The following is a 21337-nucleotide window of genomic DNA, read 5'->3' as shown; positions in this document are numbered from 1 at the left end:
GTTCGGCAAGATGGAGGTATCGGTGAGACCCTTTGCGTGGATGCCGTGGCCTTTGCGGTGGTTCGCTCGGGTGTTGACCGTGCTTGTCGCGCTGGCGCTCGTGCTGGCGGGGGTCCTGGTGTACACCGTGCGGAAGTCGTTCCCGCAGGTGGACGGGACGCTGCGGCTGCCGGGCCTGACGGGGAACGTGGAGATTTATCGCGATAAATCGGGAATTCCACACATCTACGCCGACACCGCGGCCGACCTGTTCATGGCGCAGGGCTTCGTCCACGCCCAGGACCGGTTCTTCGAGATGGATTTCCGCCGCCACACCACCGCGGGACGACTGTCCGAGCTGTTCGGCAAGGCCACGCTCGGCAACGACAAGGCCCTCAGGACCATGGGCTGGCGCAGGGTGGCCGAGCAGGAGCTGCCCGGACTCGACCGGCAGACCCAGGACTTCCTGGCCGCGTACGCCAAGGGTGTGAACGCCTGGCTGGACGCCAACCCCAACGCCTCCGACCGGAGCCTCGAGTACTCGGTGCTCAAGCTGCAGAACGGCGAGTACCGGCCGGAGAAGTGGACCGCGGTCGACTCCGTCGCCTGGCTCAAGGCCATGGCGTGGGACCTGCGCTCCAACATGGAGGACGAGATCGACCGCGCTCTGGCGCTGACCAAGCTGCCCAAGGAGCGCGTCGACCAGCTCTACCCCGGCTATCCGTACGACCGGCACACCCCGATCGTCACCGAGGGCGCGCTCTCCCAGGGCCGCTACGACCAGCGCGCCGAGCTGCAGGTCGGCGGCGTGCGCGCGCTCTCCCAGGCCGCCGCGACGCTTGACGCCGTGCCGAGCACGATGAGCAGCGAGGAACGCGAGGGCATCGGGTCCAACTCGTGGGTGGTCTCCGGACAGCACACCGCGAGCGGCAAGCCGCTGCTCGCCAACGACCCGCACCTGTCGCCGCAGATGCCGTCCGTCTGGTACCAGGCCGGGCTGCACTGCAGGAAGATGTCCCAGCAGTGTCCGTACGACGTCACGGGGTTCACCTTCTCCGGCGTGCCCGGCGTGATCATCGGGCACAACGACAAGATCTCCTGGGGGTTCACCAACCTCGGGCCGGACGTGGCCGACCTCTTCCTGGAGAAGGTGGACGGTGACACGTACCTGTACAAGGGCGAGCAGGTCAAGCTGGAGACCAGGCAGGAGCAGATCAAGGTCGCGGGCGGCGACCCCGTCACCGTCACCGTCAAGAGCACCCGGCACGGGCCGCTGATCAACGAGGTGATGGCGGACGCCAAGCCCAGCGGCGAGGCGAACGCCGTGGCGCTCCAGTGGACCGCCCTCACGCCGGGCAAGACCGTGGACGCGATCTTCGCGCTCAACAAGGCGGGCAACTGGCCGGAGTTCCGGTCGGCGGCGGCGCTGTTCGAGGTGCCGTCCCAGAACCTGATCTACGCCGACACCAGCGGCAAGATCGGCTACCAGGCCCCCGGGCGCATCCCCGTACGGGAGAACGGCGACGGCACCTGGCCGGTGCCGGGCTGGACGGGCGAGTACGACTGGAAGCCCGATTTCATCCCCTACGACCAGCTCCCCACGGTGGAGGACCCGGCGGAAGGGTTCATCGTCACGGCGAACAACGCCGTCATCGACCCCCGCCGCTACAAGCCCCTGCTGACCAAGGACTGGTCCTACGGCTACCGCTCCGAGCGCATCCGCGAGCTCGTCAAGCAGGCGATCGGGAAGGGCAAGATCGACGCCGGGGCGATGTCGGACATCCAGCAGGACACCTCCAACGGGTTCGCCGCGACGCTGGTGCCCGAGCTGCTGCGGGTGCCCGTGGCCGGGCCCGCCCGCGAGGCGCGCGAGCTGCTGCGCACGTGGGACCACTCCCAGGGTCTCGACTCCGCGCCCGCCGCCTACTTCAACGCGGTCTGGCGGCACCTGCTCATGCTGACGTTCGACGACGACCTGCCCGAACAGGTGTGGCCCGGCGGCGGCGACCGCTGGTACGACGTGGTCGCCGGCCTGCTCTCGACCCCCGAGGACCCCTTCTGGGACGACGTGACCACCAAGGACCTCACCGAGACCCGCGACGACATCCTGCGGCAGGCGATGGCCTCCGCGTACCAGGAGCTGGCGGACATGTTCGGCACGGAGTTCAGGTCCTGGAAGTGGGGGGACCTGCACCGGCTCGAACTGGTCAACGGCACGCTCGGCACCTCGGGCCTCGCGCCGGTGGAGGCGCTGTTCAACCGCGGCCCGTTCGCCGTACCCGGCAACAAGGACGCGGTGAACGCGACCGGCTGGAACGTGCAGAAGGGGTACGGGGTCACCGCGGTGCCGTCGATGCGCATGGTCGTCGACCTGTCGGACCTGGACAAGTCCCGGTGGATCAACCTGACGGGCGCCTCCGGGCACGCCTTCCACGACAACTACTGGGACCAGGCGGAGGCGTGGGCACGAGGCGACCTGCTGCCCATGTACTCCAACCCCGAGTCCGTCAAGAAGTCCGCCACCCACACCCTCACCCTCACCCCTGACCCGTCTTCTCGCCCCTGAGCCGTCCCCTTGACCCGTCCGCTGTGTCGCGGCCCTCGTCCGGGGCCCGTGCGTCCCCCTGAGGGCTCCTGGGGCGGGGGGCGGCGTACGACCGTGGTTGTACGCGCGATCCAGCCCGTGGTCCGACGCGCCCGCGGCACCGGCCCTGCCAGCATGGCCGCATGAACCGCCTCTGGTACTCCGTCGGAGCCTTCCTGGTGCTCGTGGGCCTCGTGCACCTGGGCGTGCTCGTCGTGGCCGGCGGCCCGTGGGAGGGCGCCGTGTCGTGGCGCAAGCCGTTCACGTTCGGGGTGTCGTTCGGGCTGAGCGTGCTGACCCTGACCTGGGTGTCCCAGTGGTTACGGCTGCGCGCCCGCGCCTTCGTCCTCGGGGCGTTCACGGTGGCCTCCACGTTCGAGGTGGCCCTGATCACCCTTCAGGCGTGGCGCGGCGTGCCGTCCCACTTCAACATGGAGACCCCCTTCGACACGGCCGTGGCCCGCACGCTGGCCGGTTTCGGCGGCGTGCTCATCGTCATCGCGATCACCATGACGGTCGCCGCCTTCCGACCGGCTCCCGGCGTCGCGCCGAGCACTCGCCTGGCCGTGCGGGCCGGGTTCGCCACGCTGCTGGCGTCGATGGTCTTCGGCGGCGTCATGATCGCCCGGGGCGTGGTCCAGGTGGTGACGGGCAACCAGCAGCTCGCCTACACGGTGGCCACCGCGCTCAAGCCGGCCCACGCCGTCCTCATGCACGGGGTGCTCCTGCTGCCGGCCCTGTCCTGGCTGCTGTCCCGCACGCTCCCGTCCGAGGCGGCGCGACTGAGGGCCGTACGCCTGGCGACCTGGGCGTACGTCGCGGTGGACGCGCTGCTCTCCGCCCTGGCCGTGGCCGGGGTAGCGGTCGTGGGGCCGTCCACGGCGTCGGTCCTGTCGGCCGGGGCGATCTCGGGCCTCGCCATCGCGGCGATCGTCCTGGGCCGGGTCGGACCACGCCGTGCCCAGGAGAGACATTGAGGTCCGGAAATTGGGTCAGCCGATATGCCGTCGTCTCCGCCACCGTACGGGGGCGCGCGGATAGCCGCCGTCGTCGAGGTCTGCCAGGCGCTCGAACACGTTGTACGACGCCTGGTGACCGCACACGACGACCGACACGAGCATGGCCAGCAGGTAGAGCGGGAGCATCGGCAGCCCGGCGCAGCAGGCCCACTGGGTGGCGTGCCGTCCTTCGTGCCGGATGAGCCGGTCGTCCAGTGAGTCGTGCCTGGTCAGCACGACGTTCCCCACCGTGAACGCGCCCGCGATCGGGAAGCCGTAGCGGTAGCCGAAGGCGAGAATGAGCCCGTCGGGACCGGGCCGGCGGGCCGCGCCGCCGATGATCGAGATCAGCAGTCCGAACGGGGTGGCGAGGTTCAGATAGTTCACCACCCGCCGGAACCGATAGCGCCTGTTCATGCGTCTCAGTCTTGACCAATCTTGACAAGTCGGAATAATGATCTGCGTCCTGAAATCTCCCACAAGAGCAGGATTATGAGATTTTCCATCCTGGGCGCGCTGCTCGGCACCGTCGCACTGGCAGGAGCCGGCGGGTTCGCGATCACCCAGACATCGGCAACCGATCCCCTACGTTCTACTGACTCTCCCTCCGGCGCGCAGGTGGCGTTACCCGTCGCCGCGCCCCCGACGACGACACCGTCGACGAAGCCCTCGGTCGGGGATTACACCGCGACGACGAAGGTGGTCAAGAAGAAGGGCGTCTCGTACCTGAATGTATCCGTCAAGTACGACGGGGCGGCCCGCTTCACCGTGAAGCAGAAGGTGTGCAGGAGCAAGTCCTGCAAGAGCGCCACCGCGCAGCTCCCCGTCACCACCGGAGCCGGGCAGAGCACGAAGAAGCTGGGCAAGGGCACGTACAAGACGAGAGGCAAGCCGGCCGTCAAGGTCACGCCGCTCCCCTGGCCGACCCGCACGGTGACGGTCTCCCCGACCGCCACGGCGACGCCGGGCGCGACGGCGACCGTGACGACCACGGTGACCGAGCAGGCGACGGTGACCGCGACGGTCCCGGGTCCCACCGTGACCGTTCCCGGTCCGACGGTGACCGTGCCGGGGCCGACGGAGACGGTGACGTTCACCTGTCAGCCCGCCCCGCCGACGGACACCCTCCCGCCTCCTGAGCCGCCGACCGCCACGCCGTCGGTTTCGGTCTCGGACTCCGTCCAGCCCCAGATCACCCCACCGGTGACCGACACCCCGACTCCCACGCCGACCCCCACCCCGACCCCCACGCCGACGGACATCCCGACCGACACGCCCACAAACGTCCCGACGGACACCCCCACGGGCGTCCCGACCGACGTGCCCACGGACATCCCGACGTGCGCGCCGCCGACGGACGTCCCCTCCGAAACCCCGACCCCAACACCAACCCCGACCGCGTCGGACACCGGCGTCCCCACGGACACGCCACCCCCGTCCGACTCCACCGACACCCCCACCCAGTAGCCGAAACCCACCACCCGCTTCGGGCCAGGCCCTCGACGCCTGGCCCGAAGCGCTGCCGGGGGCCGGGCATGCTTGACCAAGCGGCCGAGGTGCACTCAGCCCATAAGTTGGTTGCGCACGTGCTGTCGACGAGAGTCCCTTTCGGCGGGAGTCGGCCCAGGGCGCTGTGCCGACGGCGATCGTTGTGGTGGTCGAGCCCCGGAGCGAGGGCGGCGGCGCGCTGATCGTTGCCGGCAAACAGCTGGCGGCAGGCCCGCAAGGGCTCAAGGCAGTCGGAACCCGAATCCTGAGACCCGACCGGCGGTGTCATCAACGTCCTGGCCGAGTACCCCGAGCCGGTCAGAGGGTCTTGTAGCGGCCGTCGTGGTAGAGGAGGGGTGCGCCTTCCGCCGGGGTGGCGAGGGCGGTCACCTCGCCCACCACGATCGAGTGGTCACCGCCGTCGTACACCGCCGTCGTGGCGACCTCCACCGTGGCCAGGGCGCCGGTGAACAGCGCGACCCCCGAGTCCCCGCGATGGTGTTCCCACCGGGCCAGTTGCCCGTTCAGCGGACGGCCGCGGTGGGCGAAGAAGCGGGAGGCGTCCTCCATGGACGCGTGGAGCACCGACACCCCCCACACCCCGGCCTCGACCACGGCGTCGTGGAAGCGGGCCACCTTCTCGGCGCAGAAGAGCACGAGCAGGGGGTCGAGCGACACCGACGTGAAGGAGTTCACGGTCATCGCGTGGTCCACGCCGTCGAGCCGGGTCGTGACGATCGCGACTCCCGTGGCGAAGCGGCCGACGACCTTGCGGTAGTTTCCCGGGTCCACATGCCGCTCTATGGAATGCACGACGTTACTTTATGCCTCTACGTCGGATTCTTTGGAGGAGGGTATCCCCGCAACAACCAAGATCCCCCACCAGACGAGGGCGAAAACATGAACGCCGCCACAAGAGCCAGCAATCCGCCATAGAGGTAGACATACCCCGCCGAACCCTGAGCGATCACTAGATCCCCGGCGCTGAGCTGGAGCGTGAACGGCATCGTCACCAGCAGCCAGCCGAGCCCGGTCGCGAACGCCGCGAGCCTCGTACGCATGAGTTTGCCCGCTCCCAGCGGCACCAGGAACAACACGAGCACCCACCCGAGCGCGGCCCACGGCACGGCGGTCTGCTGTCCCTGCGCGTGCGTGAACCCGCCCACGACCCCGAGCACGACACCCAGCACGAACAGCATGCCGTACGCCGCCCCGCCCAGCGCCGACTCCGCCTGGCTGCGATGCTCCATGGGCAACGAGGTTAGTGGATGCCCGCGAAGAGATCGTTCTCGCGGTTCTGCGGCTCGCCGAGCCCACCGGCCTCGACGGGCGGTCCGGGCACCGGCTGTCCGGGGACGCCGATGGCCAGGATGAAGTGCTCGACGCCCAGCATCTCCTGGCCGATGTTGTTGGACAGGGCGTACCACGGCCCGGCCACGCTGATCTGGGTGGCGTGGGCGCGCATGGCCTCCCGCTTGTTCCCGACCCAGGGCCGGGCGTCGATCTCGGTGGTGATGTCCTCGTCGGGGCTGCCGAAGGGGATGTCGTCGACGTCCTCCACCAGGTAACCGGTGTCGGAGTCGCGCAGGGCCTCGGCCGTGCGCCGCATGGCGGACCTGGGCACAGCCGTGTGGTAGAACTTCGCGATCTGCCACGGTTCGTCGTGGCGGGGGCCGGGACGCCCGTCCGGGACGTAGTCGGGCTTGGCGGCCAGCTCGAAGGCGCGGCGGGCCACCCGGTGGGCCTGGATGTGGTCGGGATGGCCGTAATAGCCGTTGGCGTCGTACGTCACCAGCACCTGCGGGCGCACCTCGCGGATGACCTTGACCAGCTCGCCGGCCGCCACTTCGAGGTCGGCCTGCCAGAACGCGTTGGGCCGGTCGTTGGTGGCCACGCCCATCATGCCGGAGTCGCGCCAGCGGCCGGGCGTGCCGAGGAAGCGGTGGTCCTCGACGCCGAGCGCCTGGCAGGCGGCCGTGAGCTCGCCGATCCGGTACGGCCCGAGCAGGTCGTCGCGGTCGGCCGCCAGGTGGGCGAGGTCGGCGGGGATGACCTCGCCCTCTTCCCCGAGCGTGCAGGTCACCAGCGTGACGTGGGCGCCTTCCGCGACGTATTTGGCCATCGTCGCGCCGGTGCCGATCGACTCGTCGTCCGGGTGGGCGTGCACGAGCAGGAGGCGGCGATCAGTCATAGTCATGAGCGTAACAATGGCTGGATACTGGCAGGATTGAGCCCATGAGTGAGAGCTTCCCGCGACTGTCGGCACGGACCCGCCGGTTCACCCTGGGAGTGCCCAGGGGGTTCACGATCTCCCCTGACGGCGGACGAGTGGTCTTCCTGCGGACCAGGTCGGGCACCGACCCGGTCACCTGCCTGTGGGAGCTCGACACCGAAACCCACGTCGAACGCCTGGTGGTCGACCCTCGCGCCCTCCACGCCGACGAGCAGGACCTGCCGCCGGAGGAGCGCGCGCGGCGCGAGCGCAGCCGCGAGGCCGCGGGCGGCGTGGTGGCCTACGGCGCCGACTCCGCCCTGACCAGGGCCGCCTTCGCCCTGTCCGGCGGGCTCTACGTCGTCGAGCTGGCCAGCGGCGAGACCCGCAGGCTGGAGACGCCGGGCGCGGTGATCGACCCCCGCCTGTCCCCCGACGGCCGGCAGGTCGCCTACGTCACGGGCGGCGCGCTGTACGTCCAGGACCTCGCCTCCGGGCACGGCCTGGTGCTCGCCACGCCGGAGTCGCCGACCGTCACCTACGGCCTGGCCGAGTTCATCGCCGCCGAGGAGATGGACCGGATGCGCGGCTACTGGTGGTCTCCGTCGAGCGACGCGCTGCTGGTCGAGCGGGCCGACGAGGAGCCGGTCGACACCTGGTACATCGCCGACCCGGCCAACCCCTCCCGTCCGGCGAACGCCCAGCGCTACCCGTCGGCCGGCACGCCCAACGCCCGTACGGAGCTGTTCGTGCTCGGGCTCGACGGGTCGCGGGTGGCGGTGCCGTACGCGGAGGAGTACCTGACGACGGCCGCCTGGGACGACCACGCGCTGTCGATCGTGACGCTGACGCGCGACCAGAAGACGATGCGGCTGTTCTCCGTCGATCCGGCGACCGGCGCCTCCACGCTCGTCCGCGAGGACGCCGACCCCGCCTGGGTCGACATCGTGACCGGCGTGCCCGCCCACCTCGACGACGGCTCGCTGGTGTGGGTGGCCACCTCGGAGGGCGGCCACCGGCTGTTCGTCGGCGACCGGGCGGTCACGCCGCCCACGCTCCAGGTCCGGTCGGTGCTCGACGTCGACCACGACAGCGTGTTGTTCAGCGCGAGCGGCGGCGACCCGACCGACATCCACCTGTGGACCTGGGACGGCCACTCGCTGCTGCCGGTCTCGACCCGTTCCGGGGTGTTCTCGGGGCGGATGTCCGGGGGCGTCGGCGTGTTGTCGGAGCAGAGCCTCGACGCCGAGGGCGTCTCGACCACGGTCGTGCGGCGCGACGGCATGGCGGTGGCGATCCCGTCGTACGCCGAGCGTCCCGGGCTCGACCTTCGGGTGTCGCTGGGGCGTTCGGGGCGCCGGGAGCTGGCCACGGCCGTGGTGCTGCCGTCCTGGTACGAGCAGGGTTCGGGCCGGCTGCCGGTCCTGATGGACCCGTACGGCGGCCCGCACGCCCAGCGGGTGCTCAACCGGCGCGGCGCGTTCCTGGAGAGCCAGTGGTTCGCCGAGCAGGGCTTCGCGGTGATCGTGTCCGACGGGCGCGGCACCCCGGGCCGGGGGCCCGACTTCGAGCGGGCGGTGCTGGGCGACCTGGCGACCCCGGCGCTCGAGGACCAGATCGACGCCCTTCAGGGTGTGGCCGAGCAGTACCCGGACGACCTCGACCTGTCGAAGGTGGCGATCCGCGGCTGGTCGTTCGGCGGGTTCCTGGCCGCGCTCGCGGTGCTGCGGCGTCCCGACGTCTTCCACGCGGCCGTGGCGGGCGCGCCGGTGACCGACTGGCGGCTCTACGACACCTGCTACACCGAGCGCTACCTGGGCCACCCGGACGAGCAGCCCGAGGTGTACGACAACTCCTCGCTGTTCGCCGACGCGGCCAAGCTCGAACGCCCGCTGCTGCTGGTCCACGGCCTGGCCGACGACAACGTCGTGGCCGCCCACACGCTGCGCCTGTCCTCGGCCCTGCTCGCGGCCGGCCGCCAGCACAGCGTGCTGCCGCTCTCGGGCGTCACGCACATGACGCCTCAGGAGGTCGTCGCCGAGAACCTGCTCCTGCTCCAGGTCGACTTCCTCAAGAAGTCGCTGGGCTAGGCGGTCCGGAGGGCGTCGAGCAACCTCGACGCCCCCAGGCCGATCAGCACGACCGCCCCCATGACCAGCACGAACACCCACATGGGGGCGCCGAAGTAGGCGAGCAGGCCCTGCGCGAGGGCCAGGATCAGCAGGCCGAGCACGGTGCCCGCGACGCCGGCGCGCTCGCCGTACGGGCTGGTCCCGCCGAGGAGGACGGCGGCGAGCGCGAACACGGTGGTGTAGAGCCCCTGGCTGCCGGGGGTGGCCGCGCCGAGGCGCATGAGCAGCGCGATGCCGCCCGCGGCGGCGAGCACGCTCGACCCGGCGAGCCCGAGCACCGCGCCGGGCCATCCGCCGCCCAGGTCGGCGCGCACCTCCTGCCGGGTCCACAGCAGGCCGCCGGCGATCGAGATGACCGCGAACACGGCGAACCCCAGCGGGCCGGGGTAGAGCCCCGCGGTCTCGAGGGGGATCGTCCTCCCGTCGAGCAGCGCGGCGGCCACGGCCTCGCACACGACGGCGGCCCCGAGCGAGACGGCCCAGGCCGGGGCCGACAACACCATCGTGAACACGCTCATGACCACGCCCGCGAGCCCGGCCAGCACGAGCGCGAGCAACATCGCCAGCGGCAGCGGCACGCCCGCGGCGGTCGTCGTGAACGCCACGAAGGCGCCGCTCACGGACGCGACGGCGCCCACGGCCAGGTTGGGCGTGCCGGTGCGCAGCGACAGGCCGAACCCCATGACGATCAGCCCGAGCTGCCCGGTCTGGGCGAGGATGTCGAGGACGAGCTCACTGCGCGTGGTGACGAGTACCAGCGCCAGGCCCAGTACGGCGAGGAGTCCGAGCACGCCTTCCCAGGCGCGCTGCCAGGTGCTCACTCCGACGATGCTGACAGCGCCGGACGATCACCGCAACCCCCCGGCAGCAGGCGACGGCCTAGGGGGTGGCGGCCGGGGTGCCGTGCCAGCTCGCCCACAGGGCCGCGTACGAGCCGCCCTCGGTGACCAGCTCGTCGTGCGAGCCCAGCTCGGTGATCCGTCCGTCCTCCACGACGGCCACCCGGTCGGCGTCGTGCGCGGTGTAGAGCCGGTGGGCGATGGCGATCACCGTACGCCCCTCCAGGACGGCCGCCAGCGAGCGTTCCAGGTGGCGGGCGGCCCGCGGGTCGATCAGCGAGGTGGCCTCGTCGAGCACCAGCGTGTGCGGGTCGGCGAGGACCAGCCCGGCCAGGGCGAGCTGCTGGGCCTGGGCGGGCGGCACGGCGGTGCCGCCGGACCCGACCTCGGTCTCCAGGCCGTCGGGCAGCGCCTCCACCCAGTCGAGGGCGGCGACCGCGGCCAGCGCGTCGCGCACCGCCGCGTCGTCCGCGTCGGGGCGGGCGATCAGCAGGTTGTCGCGGACGGTGCCCTTGAAGACGTGGTGCTCCTGGGTGACCAGCGCCACGTGCCCGCGCAGGTCGTCGAGCGGCAGCTCCACCAGCGGCACGCCGCCCACGCTGACCTCGCCCGTACGCGGCCCGTGGATGCCCGCCAGCAGCCGTCCGAGGGTGGACTTGCCGGCCCCGGACGGGCCGACCATGGCCAGCCGTTCGCCCTGCGCGACGGTCAGCGACACGCCGTGCAGCACGTCGCGGCCCTCGCGGTAGGCGTAGCGCACGTCGTCGGCCTTCAGCAGCTCGCCGGCCGGGCGGGCGGCGGAGGGCTCGCGGTCGTCGGGCACGTTGGCCACGCCGAGCAGCCGCGCCATGGCGGCCCCGCCCACCTGGAGCTCGTCGATCCACATGAGGAAGCGGTCGAGCGGGTCGATGAGCTGCTGGGCGTAGACCAGGGCGGCGGTGACCTGCTGGACCGTCACCCAGTCGTTGGTGTAGAACAGGCCGCCGACCAGGAGCGTCGAGACCACGGGGATCACGTAGCCCAGCTCGACCGCGGGGAACCACAGGGTACGCAGGCCGAGGGTGTAGCGCTCGGCGGCATAGGAGCGGCGGATGTCGCCGTCGGTGCGTTCGCGGCGGCGTTCCTGAAGGCGCAGCGCCTCCACGGCCCTGGCGCCCTCGACGGTCTCGGCCAGTCCTTCGGTCATGTCGGCGTACGCGGCGTTCTCGCGCAGGTAGCCGTCGCGCGCCCGCTTCAGGTACCAGCGGGTGGCGAACCAGATCAGCGGGCCCGCGACCAGCATCGGCAACATGAGCTGCGGGCTGACCAGCACCAGCGCGCCCATGGTGATCACGAAGGTGACCAGCGCGATCAGTGTCTCCGGCACGGCGTGCCGCACGGTCCTGGACAACGAGTCGACGTCGCGCGACGTCCTGGTGATCAGGTCGCCCGCGCCGGCCCGTTCGACCGTGGACAGCGGCAGGCCGAGCACCCGGTCGACGAACTCCTCGCGCAGCTCGGCCAGCACCTTCTCGCCCAGCCTGGCCGAGGCCAGCACGGCGAAGCGGATGAGCAGTCCTTGCAGGAAGAGGAACGCGCCGATGACGACGGCCACGACCACGCCGTCGACGTCGCCGCCGTCCTGGACGGTCTGGACCAGGCTGCCGAGCTGCCAGGGCACGACGAGCCCCGCGACGGCGGCCAGGCCGTGCAGGGCCAGGGCGACGGTGAGCTGACGCGGGTACTTCAGCGTCAGGCGGCGCGCGTACGCGCGGACCTGTTTCCGGTCGGCGACCGGCAGGATCTCGCGGGCCATGGTCAGTCCTCCTCTCGGGTCACGGTGGCGGCGTATCGGGGGGAGGCGGCCAGCAGGTGCCGGTGTGTCCCCTCGGCCAGCACCCGGCCGTCCTCCACGTAGATCACGTGGTCGGCCCGGTCGAGCACCAGCGGGCTGGTCGTGCAGATCATGGTGGTCCGGCCCGCGCGCGCCTTGGCCAGCCGCTCGGCGATGCGGGCCTCGCTGTGGGCGTCGACGGCGCTGGTGGGCTCGACCAGGATGAGCACCTCGGGATCGGTGAGCAGGGCCCGCGCCAGGCGCAGCCGCTGCTGCTGGCCGCCCGAGAACTCGCGTCCGGCCTCGGAGACCAGGGCGTCGAGGCCGTCGGGCAGCGCCTCGACGATGTCCTCGGCGCAGGCGGTGTGCAGGGCCGCGCGCACCTCCTCGTCCGAGGCGGCGTCGCGGACGTCGAGCTCGCTCCTGAGCCTGCCGGTGAACAGGCGGGCGTCGTTGCCGGCGACCAGGATGCGGGAGCGGATCTCGTCCATGGGCAGGGTGGCCAGCTCGACGGCGCCGAACGTGACGTCGCCGGGGGCGTAGCGGCCGAGCCGGTCGGCGATGGCGGCGGCCTCCTCCGGGGCGCCCGCCGCGACGGCGGTGAGCGCGCCCGGCTGGAGGGTGACGCCGCTGTAGGAGTCGCGCAGCACGCCGCCGCCGCTGGTCTCGGCGCCGCCGGTGACCTCGGGCTCGATCGACAGGATGCGGATCACGCGGCGGGCCGCGACGTGGCCCTTGGTGAGCTTGTCAGCGGCCTCCGTCAAGGTGCGCAGCGGGCCGATCAGGAACGCCGCGTAACCGTAGAGGGCGACGAGGTCGCCGGTGCTGATCTCGCCGCCGACCGCGAACGTGGCGCCGATGCCGGTGACGACCGCGATGAGCAGGCCGGGCAGCAGGATCTGGGCGCCTTCGAGCAGCGACTCGACCCGGGCCACGCCGACCCCGGCATGGCGGACCCGCTGGGACTCCTCGCCGTAGCGGGCGGCGAACACCTGCTCGCCGCCGATGCCGCGCAGCACCCGAAGGCCCGCCACGATGTCGGCGGCCCTGGTGGACAGCTCGCCGGTCAGCTCGCGCTGGTGTTTCTGCCGCCGGTGCAGCGGCCTGAGCAGCGGCGAGACGGCGACCGCCATGAGCGGCACGCCGAACAGCACGAGCAGCCCGAGCGGGACCGAGGTCGTCAGCAGGATCACGGTGACCGCGACGATCGCCACGACCGAGCCGGTGCCGCGCAGCAGGATGTCCATGGAGCTGCCGATGTGGGCGATGTCGGAGTTGCCGACGCTGACGACCTCGCCGGTCGAGACCTTCTTGGGCAGCGTCGCCCCGAGCCTGGCGGCCTGCCGCGCGGTCACCTGCACGGTGCGGTACGCCGCCGACAACCAGTTGAAGACCGCCATCCGGTGACGCATGATCCCGGTGAACGCCTGCAGCAACCCCAGCCCGAGCAGGATCGACGCCCAGGTCAGCAGCGCCCCGGTGTCCTTGGCGGTGACGGCGTCGATGCCCTTGCCGAGCACCGCGGGCACGAGCGCCTGGACCAGCCACCAGAGCGTGGCGAAGCCGATGCCGGCCAGCAGGGAGCGGGCCTGGCGCCGCGCGTTCCACCACAGGTAGCGGAGCGGGCTGCGGATGTCGGGCAGGCCGGGATCGGCCTCAGGTAGGGAACGCATAGCCTGACAAGGTTGACAACCCATCCCCCGGCCCGGCAAACCGTTTTTCGTTCCGCTAACGGCTGGGCACGTGCCTGAAGGTGCGCGCGGTGTAGAACAACGTGGCCAGCGCGGTCAGCGCGAGCAGCATGTATCCCACCGTGTACGACCCTGTGGCGCCGTAGACGGCCCCCATCACGAGCGGCGGGAAGTACCCGCCCAGCCCGCCGGCGGCGCCCACGAGGCCGGTCACCGTCCCCACCTTCGACGCCTCGACCAGGCTGGCCACCAGGGCGAACACCCCGCCCGTGCCGAGGCCGAGGAAGAAGGCGATGAGCACGAAACACGTCCCGGCGGGCACCTCGGCGGGCGGCTTGAACGCCAGCGCGACCGCCATCACGACGGTCCCGACCAGTGAGATGAGCATCACCTTGACCGGCCCGATCCGGTCGGACAACGTGCCGCCGATCGGCCGGGCGGCGACGGCGGCGATCGAGAACCCGGCCGTGCGCAGCCCGGCGCCGGTCTGGGCGAAGTGGTAGACGTTCTGGAGCAGGGTCGGCAGGTACGTCGAGAACGCCACGAAGCCGCCGAAGGTGACGGCGTACAGGAAGGCGCACTGCCAGGTGGCCCTGATCTTCACCGCCTCACGCATCCGGGGCAGGGCCGGGGCGGTGGCGGGCGACCACTCGGGCGAGTCGCGGCTGCCGCCGATCATGATCACGCCCATCAGGGCCAGCACCGCGGCCATGAGCAGGTGTGTCGGGAACCGGCCGAAGTCCTCGACCAGGCGCGGGGTGAAGAACGCCGACAGCGCGGTCCCGCCCATGCCGGCGCCGAACACGCCGGTGGCGAAGCCTCTGCGGGCGGGCTCGTACCAGGCGTTGACGAACGGGATGCCGACGGCGAACGACGTGCCGGGGATGCCCAGCAGGAAGCCCCAGAACAGCAGCCATCCGTACGACTCCGACCAGCCCACGAACAACACGGGCACGATCGACACGAAGCAGATGACGGCGAACATGCGCCGCCCGCCGAGCCGGTCGGCCAGCATGCCCACCGGGATCCGGCCGAGCGAGCCGACCAGCACCGGGATCGCGACCAGCAGCGAGGTCTGCGTCGGGGACAGGTGCAGTTGCCTGCTGTAACCGCCCGACAGGGGCCCGATGAGGTTCCAGGCCCAGAACGTCACGGCGAAGGCCGCCGTGGCCAGCGCCAGGTTCCGCACCTGACCTTTACGAAGCACAGACATACACTCTGTGTAACAGAGGGTCACCTTCTGTGATGAAGTGGGGGTATGAGCGCCGAGGACGTCCTGCTGAAGACCGGCCGGTTCCTCCGCAGATCGACCACCAGCGGCGATCTGCGGACTCTCTTCCTCAAGGGGGGCACCGAAGGCGACGCCTTCTACCGGGACCGGTGGAGCCACGACAAGGTCGTCCGCTCCACCCACGGCGTGAACTGCACGGGCTCGTGCTCGTGGAAGGTCTACGTCAAGGACGGGATCATCACCTGGGAGACGCAGGAGACCGACTACCCGGGCGTGGGCCCCGACCGGCCCGAGTACGAGCCGCGCGGCTGCCCGCGAGGGGCGGCCTTCTCCTGGTACACCTACTCGCCCACCCGGATCCGCTACCCGTACGCGCGGGGCGTGCTGGTGCAGCTCTACCTGGAGGCCAGGGAGCGACTGGGCGACCCGGTGGCCGCCTGGGCCGAGGTCACCACCGACCCGGACAAGAGGGCGGCCTACCAGAGCGCCCGCGGCAAGGGCGGCCTCGTCCGCGTCACCTGGGACCTGGCCGTCGAGATGATCGCCGCCGCGCACGTGCACACCATCCAGGCGTACGGGCCCGACCGCGTGGCCGGGTTCTCCCCCATCCCGGCGATGTCGATGGTCTCCCACGCCGTCGGCTCCCGGTTCGTGTCGCTGATCGGCGGCACGATGCTCTCCTTCTACGACTGGTACGCCGACCTGCCCGTGGCCTCGCCCCAGGTGTTCGGCGACCAGACCGACGTCCCGGAGTCGGCCGACTGGTGGGACGCCGCGTACCTGATGATGTGGGGCTCCAACGTCCCGGTCACCCGGACCCCGGACGCCCATTGGATGGCCGAGGCACGCTACCGGGGCCAGAAGGTCGTGGTGGTCTCCCCGGACTACAGCGACGCGGCCAAGTTCGCCGACGAGTTCCTGAGCGTGCGGCCGGGCACGGACGGCGCGCTGGCCATGGCCATGGGGCACGTGCTGCTGTCGGAGTTCTTCGTCGAGCGCCAGGTCCCCTATTTCACCGATTACGTCAAGCGCTTCACCGACCTGCCCTTCCTGGTCACGCTGCGCGAGCACGAGGACGCGTACGTGCCGGACAAGTTCCTCACGGCCAAGGACCTGGGCTCGGCGGAGGAGGCGGCCGAGTGGAAGACCGTGCTCATGGCGGAGTCGGGCGAGCCCGTGGTCCCGAACGGCTCGGTCGGCTTCCGCTGGACCGACTCCGGCGAGGGCCGCTGGAACCTCGACCTGGACACCGACCCGAAACTCACCCTGTACGGCGGCGAGTCCGCGCAGGTCCTGCTGCCCCGCTTCGACGGCGAGGGCACGCTGCGCAGGGGCGTGCCGGTGGCGCGGGCCGGCGGACGCCTGGTGACGACGGTGTTCGACCTGCTCCTCGCCCAGTACGGCGTGCCCAGGCCAGGCCTGCCGGGCCTCTGGCCGACCGGGTACGACGACGCGGCGGAGCCGTACACGCCCGGCTGGCAGGAGCCGGTGACCGGCGTCCCGGCCGAGCGGGTGGTCAAGATCACCCGGGAGTTCGCCAGGACGGCCGAGACCTCGCGCGGCCGATGCATGATCATCATGGGCGCGGGCGCCACGCAGTGGTTCCACGGGGACACGATCTACCGGGCGTTCCTGTCGTTGTTGTTGCTGACCGGCTGCCAGGGGCGCAACGGCGGCGGCTGGGCCCACTACGTGGGTCAGGAGAAGTGCCGCCCGCAGAGCGGCTGGGCGCTGCTGGCCGGGGCGCTCGACTGGTCCCGGCCGCCCCGGCAGGTGCCCGGCACGCCCTACTGGTACCTGCACACCGACCAGTGGCGCTACGACCGGTTCGACGCGGGCGCGCTGACCACGCCGCTCGGCCCCAGGGCCTTCCGCGGCAGGCACACGGTCGACCTGGTGGCCGAGTCCGTACGCAACGGCTGGATGCCGATGTCGCCGGCCTTCGACCGCAACCCGCTGGAGCTGGGCGAGCACGAGGATCCGGTGGCGTACACGCTGGAGGAGCTGCGGCAGGGACGGCTCAGGCACGCCGTGGACGCCCCTGACGACCCGGTCAACTGGCCACGCGTGCTGACCCTGTGGCGCTCGAACCTGCTCGGCTCGTCGGCCAAGGGCAACGAGTACTTCCTGCACCACCTGCTCGGCGCCGGCTCCAACCTGGAGCAGCCCGACGAGCAGGCGCCGAGCGGCAAGCTGGACCTGCTGCTCACGCTCGACTTCCGGATGACCTCCTCGACGGTCTTCTCCGACATCGTGTTGCCGGCCGCCACCTGGTACGAGAAGTACGACCTGTCCTCCACCGACATGCACCCGTTCGTGCACGCGTTCAACCCGGCCATCTCGCCCCCCTGGGAGACCCGGACGGACTTCGCCGCCTTCCACGCCATCGCCAGGGCCTTCAGCGCGCTGGCCAAGGAGCGGCTGGGGGTGCGCAAGGACGTCGTCGTGGTCCCGTACCAGCACGACACGCCGGGCGAGACCGGGCAGCCCGGCGGGCGCGCGTCCGGCACGCACGAACCGACGCTCAAGGTGGTGGAGCGCGACTACGGCGCGGTCGCGGAGAAGCTGGCCGCGCTCGGCCCGCTCACGGAGAAGCTGGGCCTCCAGGTCAAGGGCGTCACGTTCATGCCGGACGAGGAGGTCGCCTGGCTGGGCCAGCGCTGTGGCCTGGTGCCGCGCGGCGTGGCCAAGGGCCGTCCCGAGCTGGACACCGACGCCAAGGCGTGCGAGACGATCCTCGCGCTGTCGGGGGTGAGCAACGGCCGGCTGGCCGCCCAGGGTTTCCGCCAGCTCGCCCGGCGCACCGGGGGCAACTTCGACGACCTCATGGACGAGGGCCACCGCATCGTCTTCGCCGACACCCAGGCCCGGCCCACGCACGTCGCCGCCAGCCCGGAGTGGTCCGGCAAGGAGGCGCACGACCGCCGCTACTCCCCCTTCACGATCAACGTCGAGAACGGCAAACCCTGGCACACCCTCACCGGCCGCCAGCACTTCTTCCTCGACCACGACTGGATGCACGAGTACGGCGAGGCTCTGCCGGTCTACCGCCCGCCGCTGGACATGGCCGAGCTCTTCGGCGAGAGCGCGACCCTGCGCTACCTGACCCCGCACTCCAAGTGGTCGATCCACTCCGAGTACCAGGACAACCTGCTCATGTTGTCGCTGTCGCGCGGCGGCCCGACCATCTGGATGTCCACCGAGGACGCGGCCAGGCTCGGCATCGCCGACAACGACTGGATCGAGGCGGTCAACCGCAACGGCGTCGTCGTGGCCAGGGCCATCGTGTCCCACCGGATGCCGAAGGGCACGGTCTACATGTTCCACGCCCAGGACCGGCTGATCGACGTGCCGAAGTCGGAGGCCACCGGCCGCCGCGGCGGCATCCACAACGCGCTGACCAGGGTCCTGATCAAGCCCACGCACATGATCGGGGGCTACGCCCAGCTCTCGTACGCCTTCAACTACTTCGGCCCCACGGGCAACCAGCGGGACGAGGTCACCACCATTCGCCGCAGGTCGCAGGAGGTGCGCTACTGATGAAGATCATGGCTCAGATCGCCATGGTGATGAACCTGGACAAGTGCATCGGATGTCACACCTGTTCCGTCACCTGCAAACAGACCTGGACCAACCGTCCCGGCGTCGAGTACGTCTGGTTCAACAACGTCGAGACCCGTCCCGGCCAGGGCTACCCCCGGCGGTACGAGGACCAGGAGCGCTGGCGGGGCGGCTGGACCCTCGACCGCAAGGGCCGGCTGACGCCGCGCGCCGGAGGCCGGTTCCGCAAGCTGCTGAACATCTTCGCCAACCCGCTCATGCCCTCCATCCAGGACTACTACGAGCCCTGGACCTACGACTACGAGAACCTCACCCGCGCGCCGCTGTCCGACGACGTCCCGGTCGCGCCGCCCAGGTCGCTGATCAGCGGCGAGCCGATGAAGATCCGCTGGAGCGCGAACTGGGACGACAACCTGGGCGGCGACCCGTCCCCCGACCCGGTGCTGGGGAAGTTGTCGGAGCAGGTCAAGCTTGAGTTCGAGCAGGCGTACATGTTCTACCTGCCGCGCATCTGCGAACACTGCCTCAACCCGTCGTGCGTGGCCTCCTGCCCGTCCGGGGCCATGTACAAGCGGGCCGAGGACGGGATCGTCCTGGTGGACCAGGACCGTTGCCGGGGCTGGCGGATGTGCGTGACGGGGTGCCCGTACAAGAAGGTGTACTTCAACCACCGGACCGGCAAGGCCGAGAAGTGCACGTTCTGCTACCCGCGGGTCGAGGTGGGGTTGCCGACCGTGTGCTCGGAGACCTGCGTGGGCCGCCTGCGCTACCTCGGGGTGCTGCTCTACGACGCCGACCGGGTCACCGAGGCCGCCTCGGTGGAGAACGAGCGCGACCTGTACGAGGCCCAGCTCGGCATCTTCGTCGATCCCGACGACCCGGCCGTGGCCACCGCCGGGTTGCCCGCCGAGTGGGTCGAGGCCGCCCGCAGATCCCCCGTCTACGACCTGATCATGAAATATCGCATCGCGCTGCCTCTGCACCCGGAGTACCGCACGCTGCCGATGGTCTGGTACGTCCCGCCGCTCTCCCCCGTCGTGGACGCCCTGTCGAACACCGGGCACGACGGCGAGGACGCCGGCAACCTGTTCGCCGCCATCGAGTCGCTGCGCATCCCGGTGGAGTACCTGGCCGAGCTGTTCACGGCGGGCGATCCCGTACCGGTGACGGCGGCGCTGCGGCGGCTGGCCGCGATGCGCTCGTACATGCGGGGGGTCAACCTGGGCGAGGAGCCCGTCCTGCCGGACACCGGCCTGGACGAGGACGAGATCAAGGCCATGTACCGCCTGCTGGCCCTGGCCAAGTACGAAGAGCGGTACGTGATCCCGACCGCGTACGGCAACACGCCCGGCGTGGTCGAGGAGGCCGGCTGCAGCCTCGACTACTACGGCGGCCCCGGCATGCAGGGGCCCTTCGGCGAGGCGTCGGGCAAGCCGCTCCCGGTCTCCGTCGAGAGCTTCCACGGGCTCAAGGACCGCCAGACCAACGACGAGATCACCCGCGACCGGGTGAACCTCCTCAACTGGGACGGCCGGGGCGCCCCGGCCGGACTCTTCCCCCCGAAGAAGGGGAAATCATGAACAAGGCCGTGATCTGGCAGGCCGCCGCACACCTGCTCGCCTATCCCGACGAACGTTTCCACCACCGCCTCCCGCTGATCAGGGAGGCCGCCGAGCCGCACTTCGCGGCGTTCCTGACGCGGATCGCGGACCTGGAGGCGGGCGACCTGGCCGCCCACTACGTCGAGACGTTCGACCTGCACCGGCGTTGCTGCCTCTACCTGACCTACTACACCGACGGCGACACCCGCCGGCGCGGCGCGTCCCTGGCCGCGCTCAAGCAGCGCTACCGCGCGGCCGGCTGGGAGCCGCTGGAGGACGAACTGCCCGACTTCCTGCCGGTCGTGCTGGAGTTCGCGGCGCTCGACCCGGCCGGCGTGGCGCTGCTGAAGGAGCACCGGAGCGGCCTTGAGCTGCTGCTGACCGCCCTGACCGAGCTGGGGTCGCCGTACGCGGAGGTGATCGCCGTCGTGTGCGCGGCCCTGCCGCCGCTCACCGCCGCCGAACGCGCCGCGGCGCACCGCCTGGCCGCCGAGGGCGCGCCGGCCGAGACCGTGGGAGGGTACCTGTGAGCTGGGGCGAGAGCATGCTCTGGGTGGTCGCGCCGTACGTCACCCTGGTGATCTTCATCGGCGGCCTGATCTGGCGGTACAAGTACGACAAGTTCGGCTGGACCACCCGGTCCTCGCAGCTCTACGAGAGCCCGCTGCTCCGGGTGGCCAGCCCGGTGTTCCACTACGGCCTGATCTTCGTGATCATCGGGCACGTGACCGGCCTGCTCATCCCGCTCTCCTGGACGGACGCGATCGGCGTGTCGAACGAGACCTACCACACCAACGCCCTGATCTGGGGCGGCCTGGCCGGGCTGGCCACGCTGGTGGCGCTGGCCATGCTGATCTACCGCCGCCGTACGAACGGGCCCGTCTTCCTGGCCACGACGAAGAACGACAAGACCATGTACGTGGTGCTGGCCGCGGCGATCATCGCGGGCGTGGTGACGACGGTCGCGGGGGTCGTGCCGAGCGAGGTGAGCTACCGGACGACGGTCGCCCCCTGGTTCCGCGGCATCTTCGCCCTCAGCCCGGACGCCACCGCGATGGGGCACGCGAGCATCCTTTACAAGGTGCACACCGTGATCGGGATGGCATTGTTCGTGCTTTTCCCGTTCAGCCGCCTCGTGCACGCGCTTTCGGCACCGATCCCCTATTTGTTCCGCCCTTACATCGTGTATCGGGCCCGGTCCCGATAGC

The 21337-nt window shown here is 70.9% G+C and carries 16 protein-coding genes; 8 read left to right on the top strand and 8 right to left on the bottom strand.

The features are described from left to right. Positions 1 to 40 precede the first annotated feature (40 nt). Both DMB42_RS21535 and DMB42_RS21530 read left to right on the top strand, forming a co-directional pair. Entirely contained in the window at positions 41 to 2545 is a 2505-nt protein-coding gene (locus DMB42_RS21535; RefSeq protein WP_125636883.1) for a penicillin acylase family protein, read from the top strand. Between the two features lie 161 nt (positions 2546 to 2706). Beyond that, positions 2707 to 3540, top strand: a complete 834-nt coding sequence (locus DMB42_RS21530; RefSeq protein ID WP_125636757.1) for a hypothetical protein — start codon at positions 2707 to 2709, stop codon at positions 3538 to 3540. A 15-nt stretch (positions 3541 to 3555) separates the two neighbouring features. Here DMB42_RS21530 and DMB42_RS21525 read toward each other — a convergent pair whose 3' ends face one another. Then, entirely contained in the window at positions 3556 to 3978 is a 423-nt protein-coding gene (locus DMB42_RS21525; RefSeq protein ID WP_125636756.1) for a hypothetical protein, read from the bottom strand. A gap of 75 nt (positions 3979 to 4053) precedes the next feature. On the opposite strand from DMB42_RS21525, the gene DMB42_RS21520 reads away from it, so the two are divergent. After that, positions 4054 to 5028: a hypothetical protein gene (locus DMB42_RS21520; RefSeq protein WP_125636755.1), complete on the top strand. Its 975-nt coding sequence runs from the start codon at positions 4054 to 4056 to the stop codon at positions 5026 to 5028. 339 nt (positions 5029 to 5367) lie between these two features. Here DMB42_RS21520 and DMB42_RS21510 read toward each other — a convergent pair whose 3' ends face one another. Genes DMB42_RS21510 through mshB form a run of 3 tightly spaced genes read right to left on the bottom strand, consistent with a single transcriptional unit; the run spans position 5368 to position 7240 of the window. Then, positions 5368 to 5862 carry a flavin reductase family protein gene (locus DMB42_RS21510; RefSeq protein WP_229824847.1) on the bottom strand — a complete coding sequence of 165 codons (495 nt, stop codon included), beginning with the start codon at positions 5860 to 5862 and terminating at the stop codon, positions 5368 to 5370. Positions 5863 to 5879: 17 nt separating this feature from the next. Next, positions 5880 to 6299 carry a DUF6113 family protein gene (locus tag DMB42_RS21505; protein ID WP_125636754.1) on the bottom strand — a complete coding sequence of 140 codons (420 nt, stop codon included), beginning with the start codon at positions 6297 to 6299 and terminating at the stop codon, positions 5880 to 5882. A gap of 11 nt (positions 6300 to 6310) precedes the next feature. Then, complete coding sequence (mshB, locus tag DMB42_RS21500; RefSeq protein ID WP_125636753.1) at positions 6311 to 7240, bottom strand: N-acetyl-1-D-myo-inositol-2-amino-2-deoxy-alpha-D-glucopyranoside deacetylase; 930 nt, start codon at positions 7238 to 7240, stop codon at positions 6311 to 6313. 44 nt (positions 7241 to 7284) lie between these two features. Between mshB and DMB42_RS21495 the strand changes: the two genes are divergently transcribed. After that, a complete protein-coding gene (locus DMB42_RS21495; protein ID WP_125636752.1) occupies positions 7285 to 9351 on the top strand; it encodes a S9 family peptidase in 2067 nt (688 codons plus the stop codon). On the opposite strand, the gene DMB42_RS21490 is transcribed toward DMB42_RS21495, so the two are convergent. The 4 genes from DMB42_RS21490 to DMB42_RS21475 are packed head-to-tail and all read right to left on the bottom strand — an operon-like array spanning position 9348 to position 14949. Next, a complete protein-coding gene (locus tag DMB42_RS21490; protein WP_125636751.1) occupies positions 9348 to 10214 on the bottom strand; it encodes an ABC transporter permease subunit in 867 nt (288 codons plus the stop codon). The genes DMB42_RS21495 and DMB42_RS21490 overlap by 4 nt on opposite strands. Before the next feature lie 58 nt (positions 10215 to 10272). Beyond that, on the bottom strand, positions 10273 to 12027 hold the full coding sequence (locus tag DMB42_RS21485; protein ID WP_125636750.1) for an ABC transporter ATP-binding protein: 1755 nt from the start codon (positions 12025 to 12027) through the stop codon (positions 10273 to 10275). Between the two features lie 2 nt (positions 12028 to 12029). Further along, complete coding sequence (locus DMB42_RS21480) at positions 12030 to 13718, bottom strand: ABC transporter ATP-binding protein (protein WP_125636749.1); 1689 nt, start codon at positions 13716 to 13718, stop codon at positions 12030 to 12032. A 55-nt stretch (positions 13719 to 13773) separates the two neighbouring features. Continuing rightward, the gene (locus DMB42_RS21475) at positions 13774 to 14949 is read right to left on the bottom strand and encodes a nitrate/nitrite transporter (RefSeq protein ID WP_125636748.1); all 1176 of its coding nucleotides are present in this window, start codon (positions 14947 to 14949) and stop codon (positions 13774 to 13776) included. Positions 14950 to 14994: 45 nt separating this feature from the next. Between DMB42_RS21475 and DMB42_RS21470 the strand changes: the two genes are divergently transcribed. Genes DMB42_RS21470 through narI form a run of 4 tightly spaced genes read left to right on the top strand, consistent with a single transcriptional unit; the run spans position 14995 to position 21336 of the window. Further along, positions 14995 to 18507 carry a nitrate reductase subunit alpha gene (locus DMB42_RS21470; RefSeq protein ID WP_125636747.1) on the top strand — a complete coding sequence of 1171 codons (3513 nt, stop codon included), beginning with the start codon at positions 14995 to 14997 and terminating at the stop codon, positions 18505 to 18507. Continuing rightward, positions 18507 to 20108 (top strand): nitrate reductase subunit beta, encoded by a 1602-nt coding sequence (gene narH / locus DMB42_RS21465; protein ID WP_125636746.1) that lies wholly within the window; start codon positions 18507 to 18509, stop codon positions 20106 to 20108. The genes DMB42_RS21470 and narH overlap by 1 nt, the downstream gene beginning before the upstream one ends. Beyond that, positions 20105 to 20659 carry a nitrate reductase molybdenum cofactor assembly chaperone gene (gene narJ, locus DMB42_RS21460; RefSeq protein ID WP_125636745.1) on the top strand — a complete coding sequence of 185 codons (555 nt, stop codon included), beginning with the start codon at positions 20105 to 20107 and terminating at the stop codon, positions 20657 to 20659. Before narH ends, narJ begins: the two co-directional genes overlap by 4 nt. Then, entirely contained in the window at positions 20656 to 21336 is a 681-nt protein-coding gene (narI, locus tag DMB42_RS21455) for a respiratory nitrate reductase subunit gamma (RefSeq protein WP_221762269.1), read from the top strand. The genes narJ and narI overlap by 4 nt, the downstream gene beginning before the upstream one ends. Position 21337 lies beyond the last annotated feature (1 nt).

This window comes from Nonomuraea sp. WAC 01424 (assembly GCF_003947315.1).
In the GTDB taxonomy this organism is placed as follows: domain Bacteria; phylum Actinomycetota; class Actinomycetes; order Streptosporangiales; family Streptosporangiaceae; genus Nonomuraea; species Nonomuraea spiralis.
The sequence above is the reverse complement of the archived record's forward strand: the minus strand, read 5'-3'. Positions and strand labels throughout refer to the sequence as shown.

Excerpts from the sequence above, each read along its gene's own strand:
- DMB42_RS21535 (WP_125636883.1), top strand. The coding sequence starts at position 41 with ATGCCGTGGCCTTTGCGGTGGTTCGCTCGGGTGTTGACCGTGCTTGTC.
- DMB42_RS21530 (WP_125636757.1), top strand. The coding sequence starts at position 2,707 with ATGAACCGCCTCTGGTACTCCGTCGGAGCCTTCCTGGTGCTCGTGGGC.
- DMB42_RS21525 (WP_125636756.1), bottom strand. The coding sequence starts at position 3,978 with ATGAACAGGCGCTATCGGTTCCGGCGGGTGGTGAACTATCTGAACCTC.
- DMB42_RS21520 (WP_125636755.1), top strand. The coding sequence starts at position 4,054 with ATGAGATTTTCCATCCTGGGCGCGCTGCTCGGCACCGTCGCACTGGCA.
- DMB42_RS21505 (WP_125636754.1), bottom strand. The coding sequence starts at position 6,299 with ATGGAGCATCGCAGCCAGGCGGAGTCGGCGCTGGGCGGGGCGGCGTAC.
- mshB (WP_125636753.1), bottom strand. The coding sequence starts at position 7,240 with ATGACTGATCGCCGCCTCCTGCTCGTGCACGCCCACCCGGACGACGAG.
- DMB42_RS21495 (WP_125636752.1), top strand. The coding sequence starts at position 7,285 with ATGAGTGAGAGCTTCCCGCGACTGTCGGCACGGACCCGCCGGTTCACC.
- DMB42_RS21485 (WP_125636750.1), bottom strand. The coding sequence starts at position 12,027 with ATGGCCCGCGAGATCCTGCCGGTCGCCGACCGGAAACAGGTCCGCGCG.
- DMB42_RS21480 (WP_125636749.1), bottom strand. The coding sequence starts at position 13,718 with ATGCGTTCCCTACCTGAGGCCGATCCCGGCCTGCCCGACATCCGCAGC.
- DMB42_RS21475 (WP_125636748.1), bottom strand. The coding sequence starts at position 14,949 with ATGTCTGTGCTTCGTAAAGGTCAGGTGCGGAACCTGGCGCTGGCCACG.
- DMB42_RS21470 (WP_125636747.1), top strand. The coding sequence starts at position 14,995 with ATGAGCGCCGAGGACGTCCTGCTGAAGACCGGCCGGTTCCTCCGCAGA.
- narH (WP_125636746.1), top strand. The coding sequence starts at position 18,507 with ATGAAGATCATGGCTCAGATCGCCATGGTGATGAACCTGGACAAGTGC.
- narJ (WP_125636745.1), top strand. The coding sequence starts at position 20,105 with ATGAACAAGGCCGTGATCTGGCAGGCCGCCGCACACCTGCTCGCCTAT.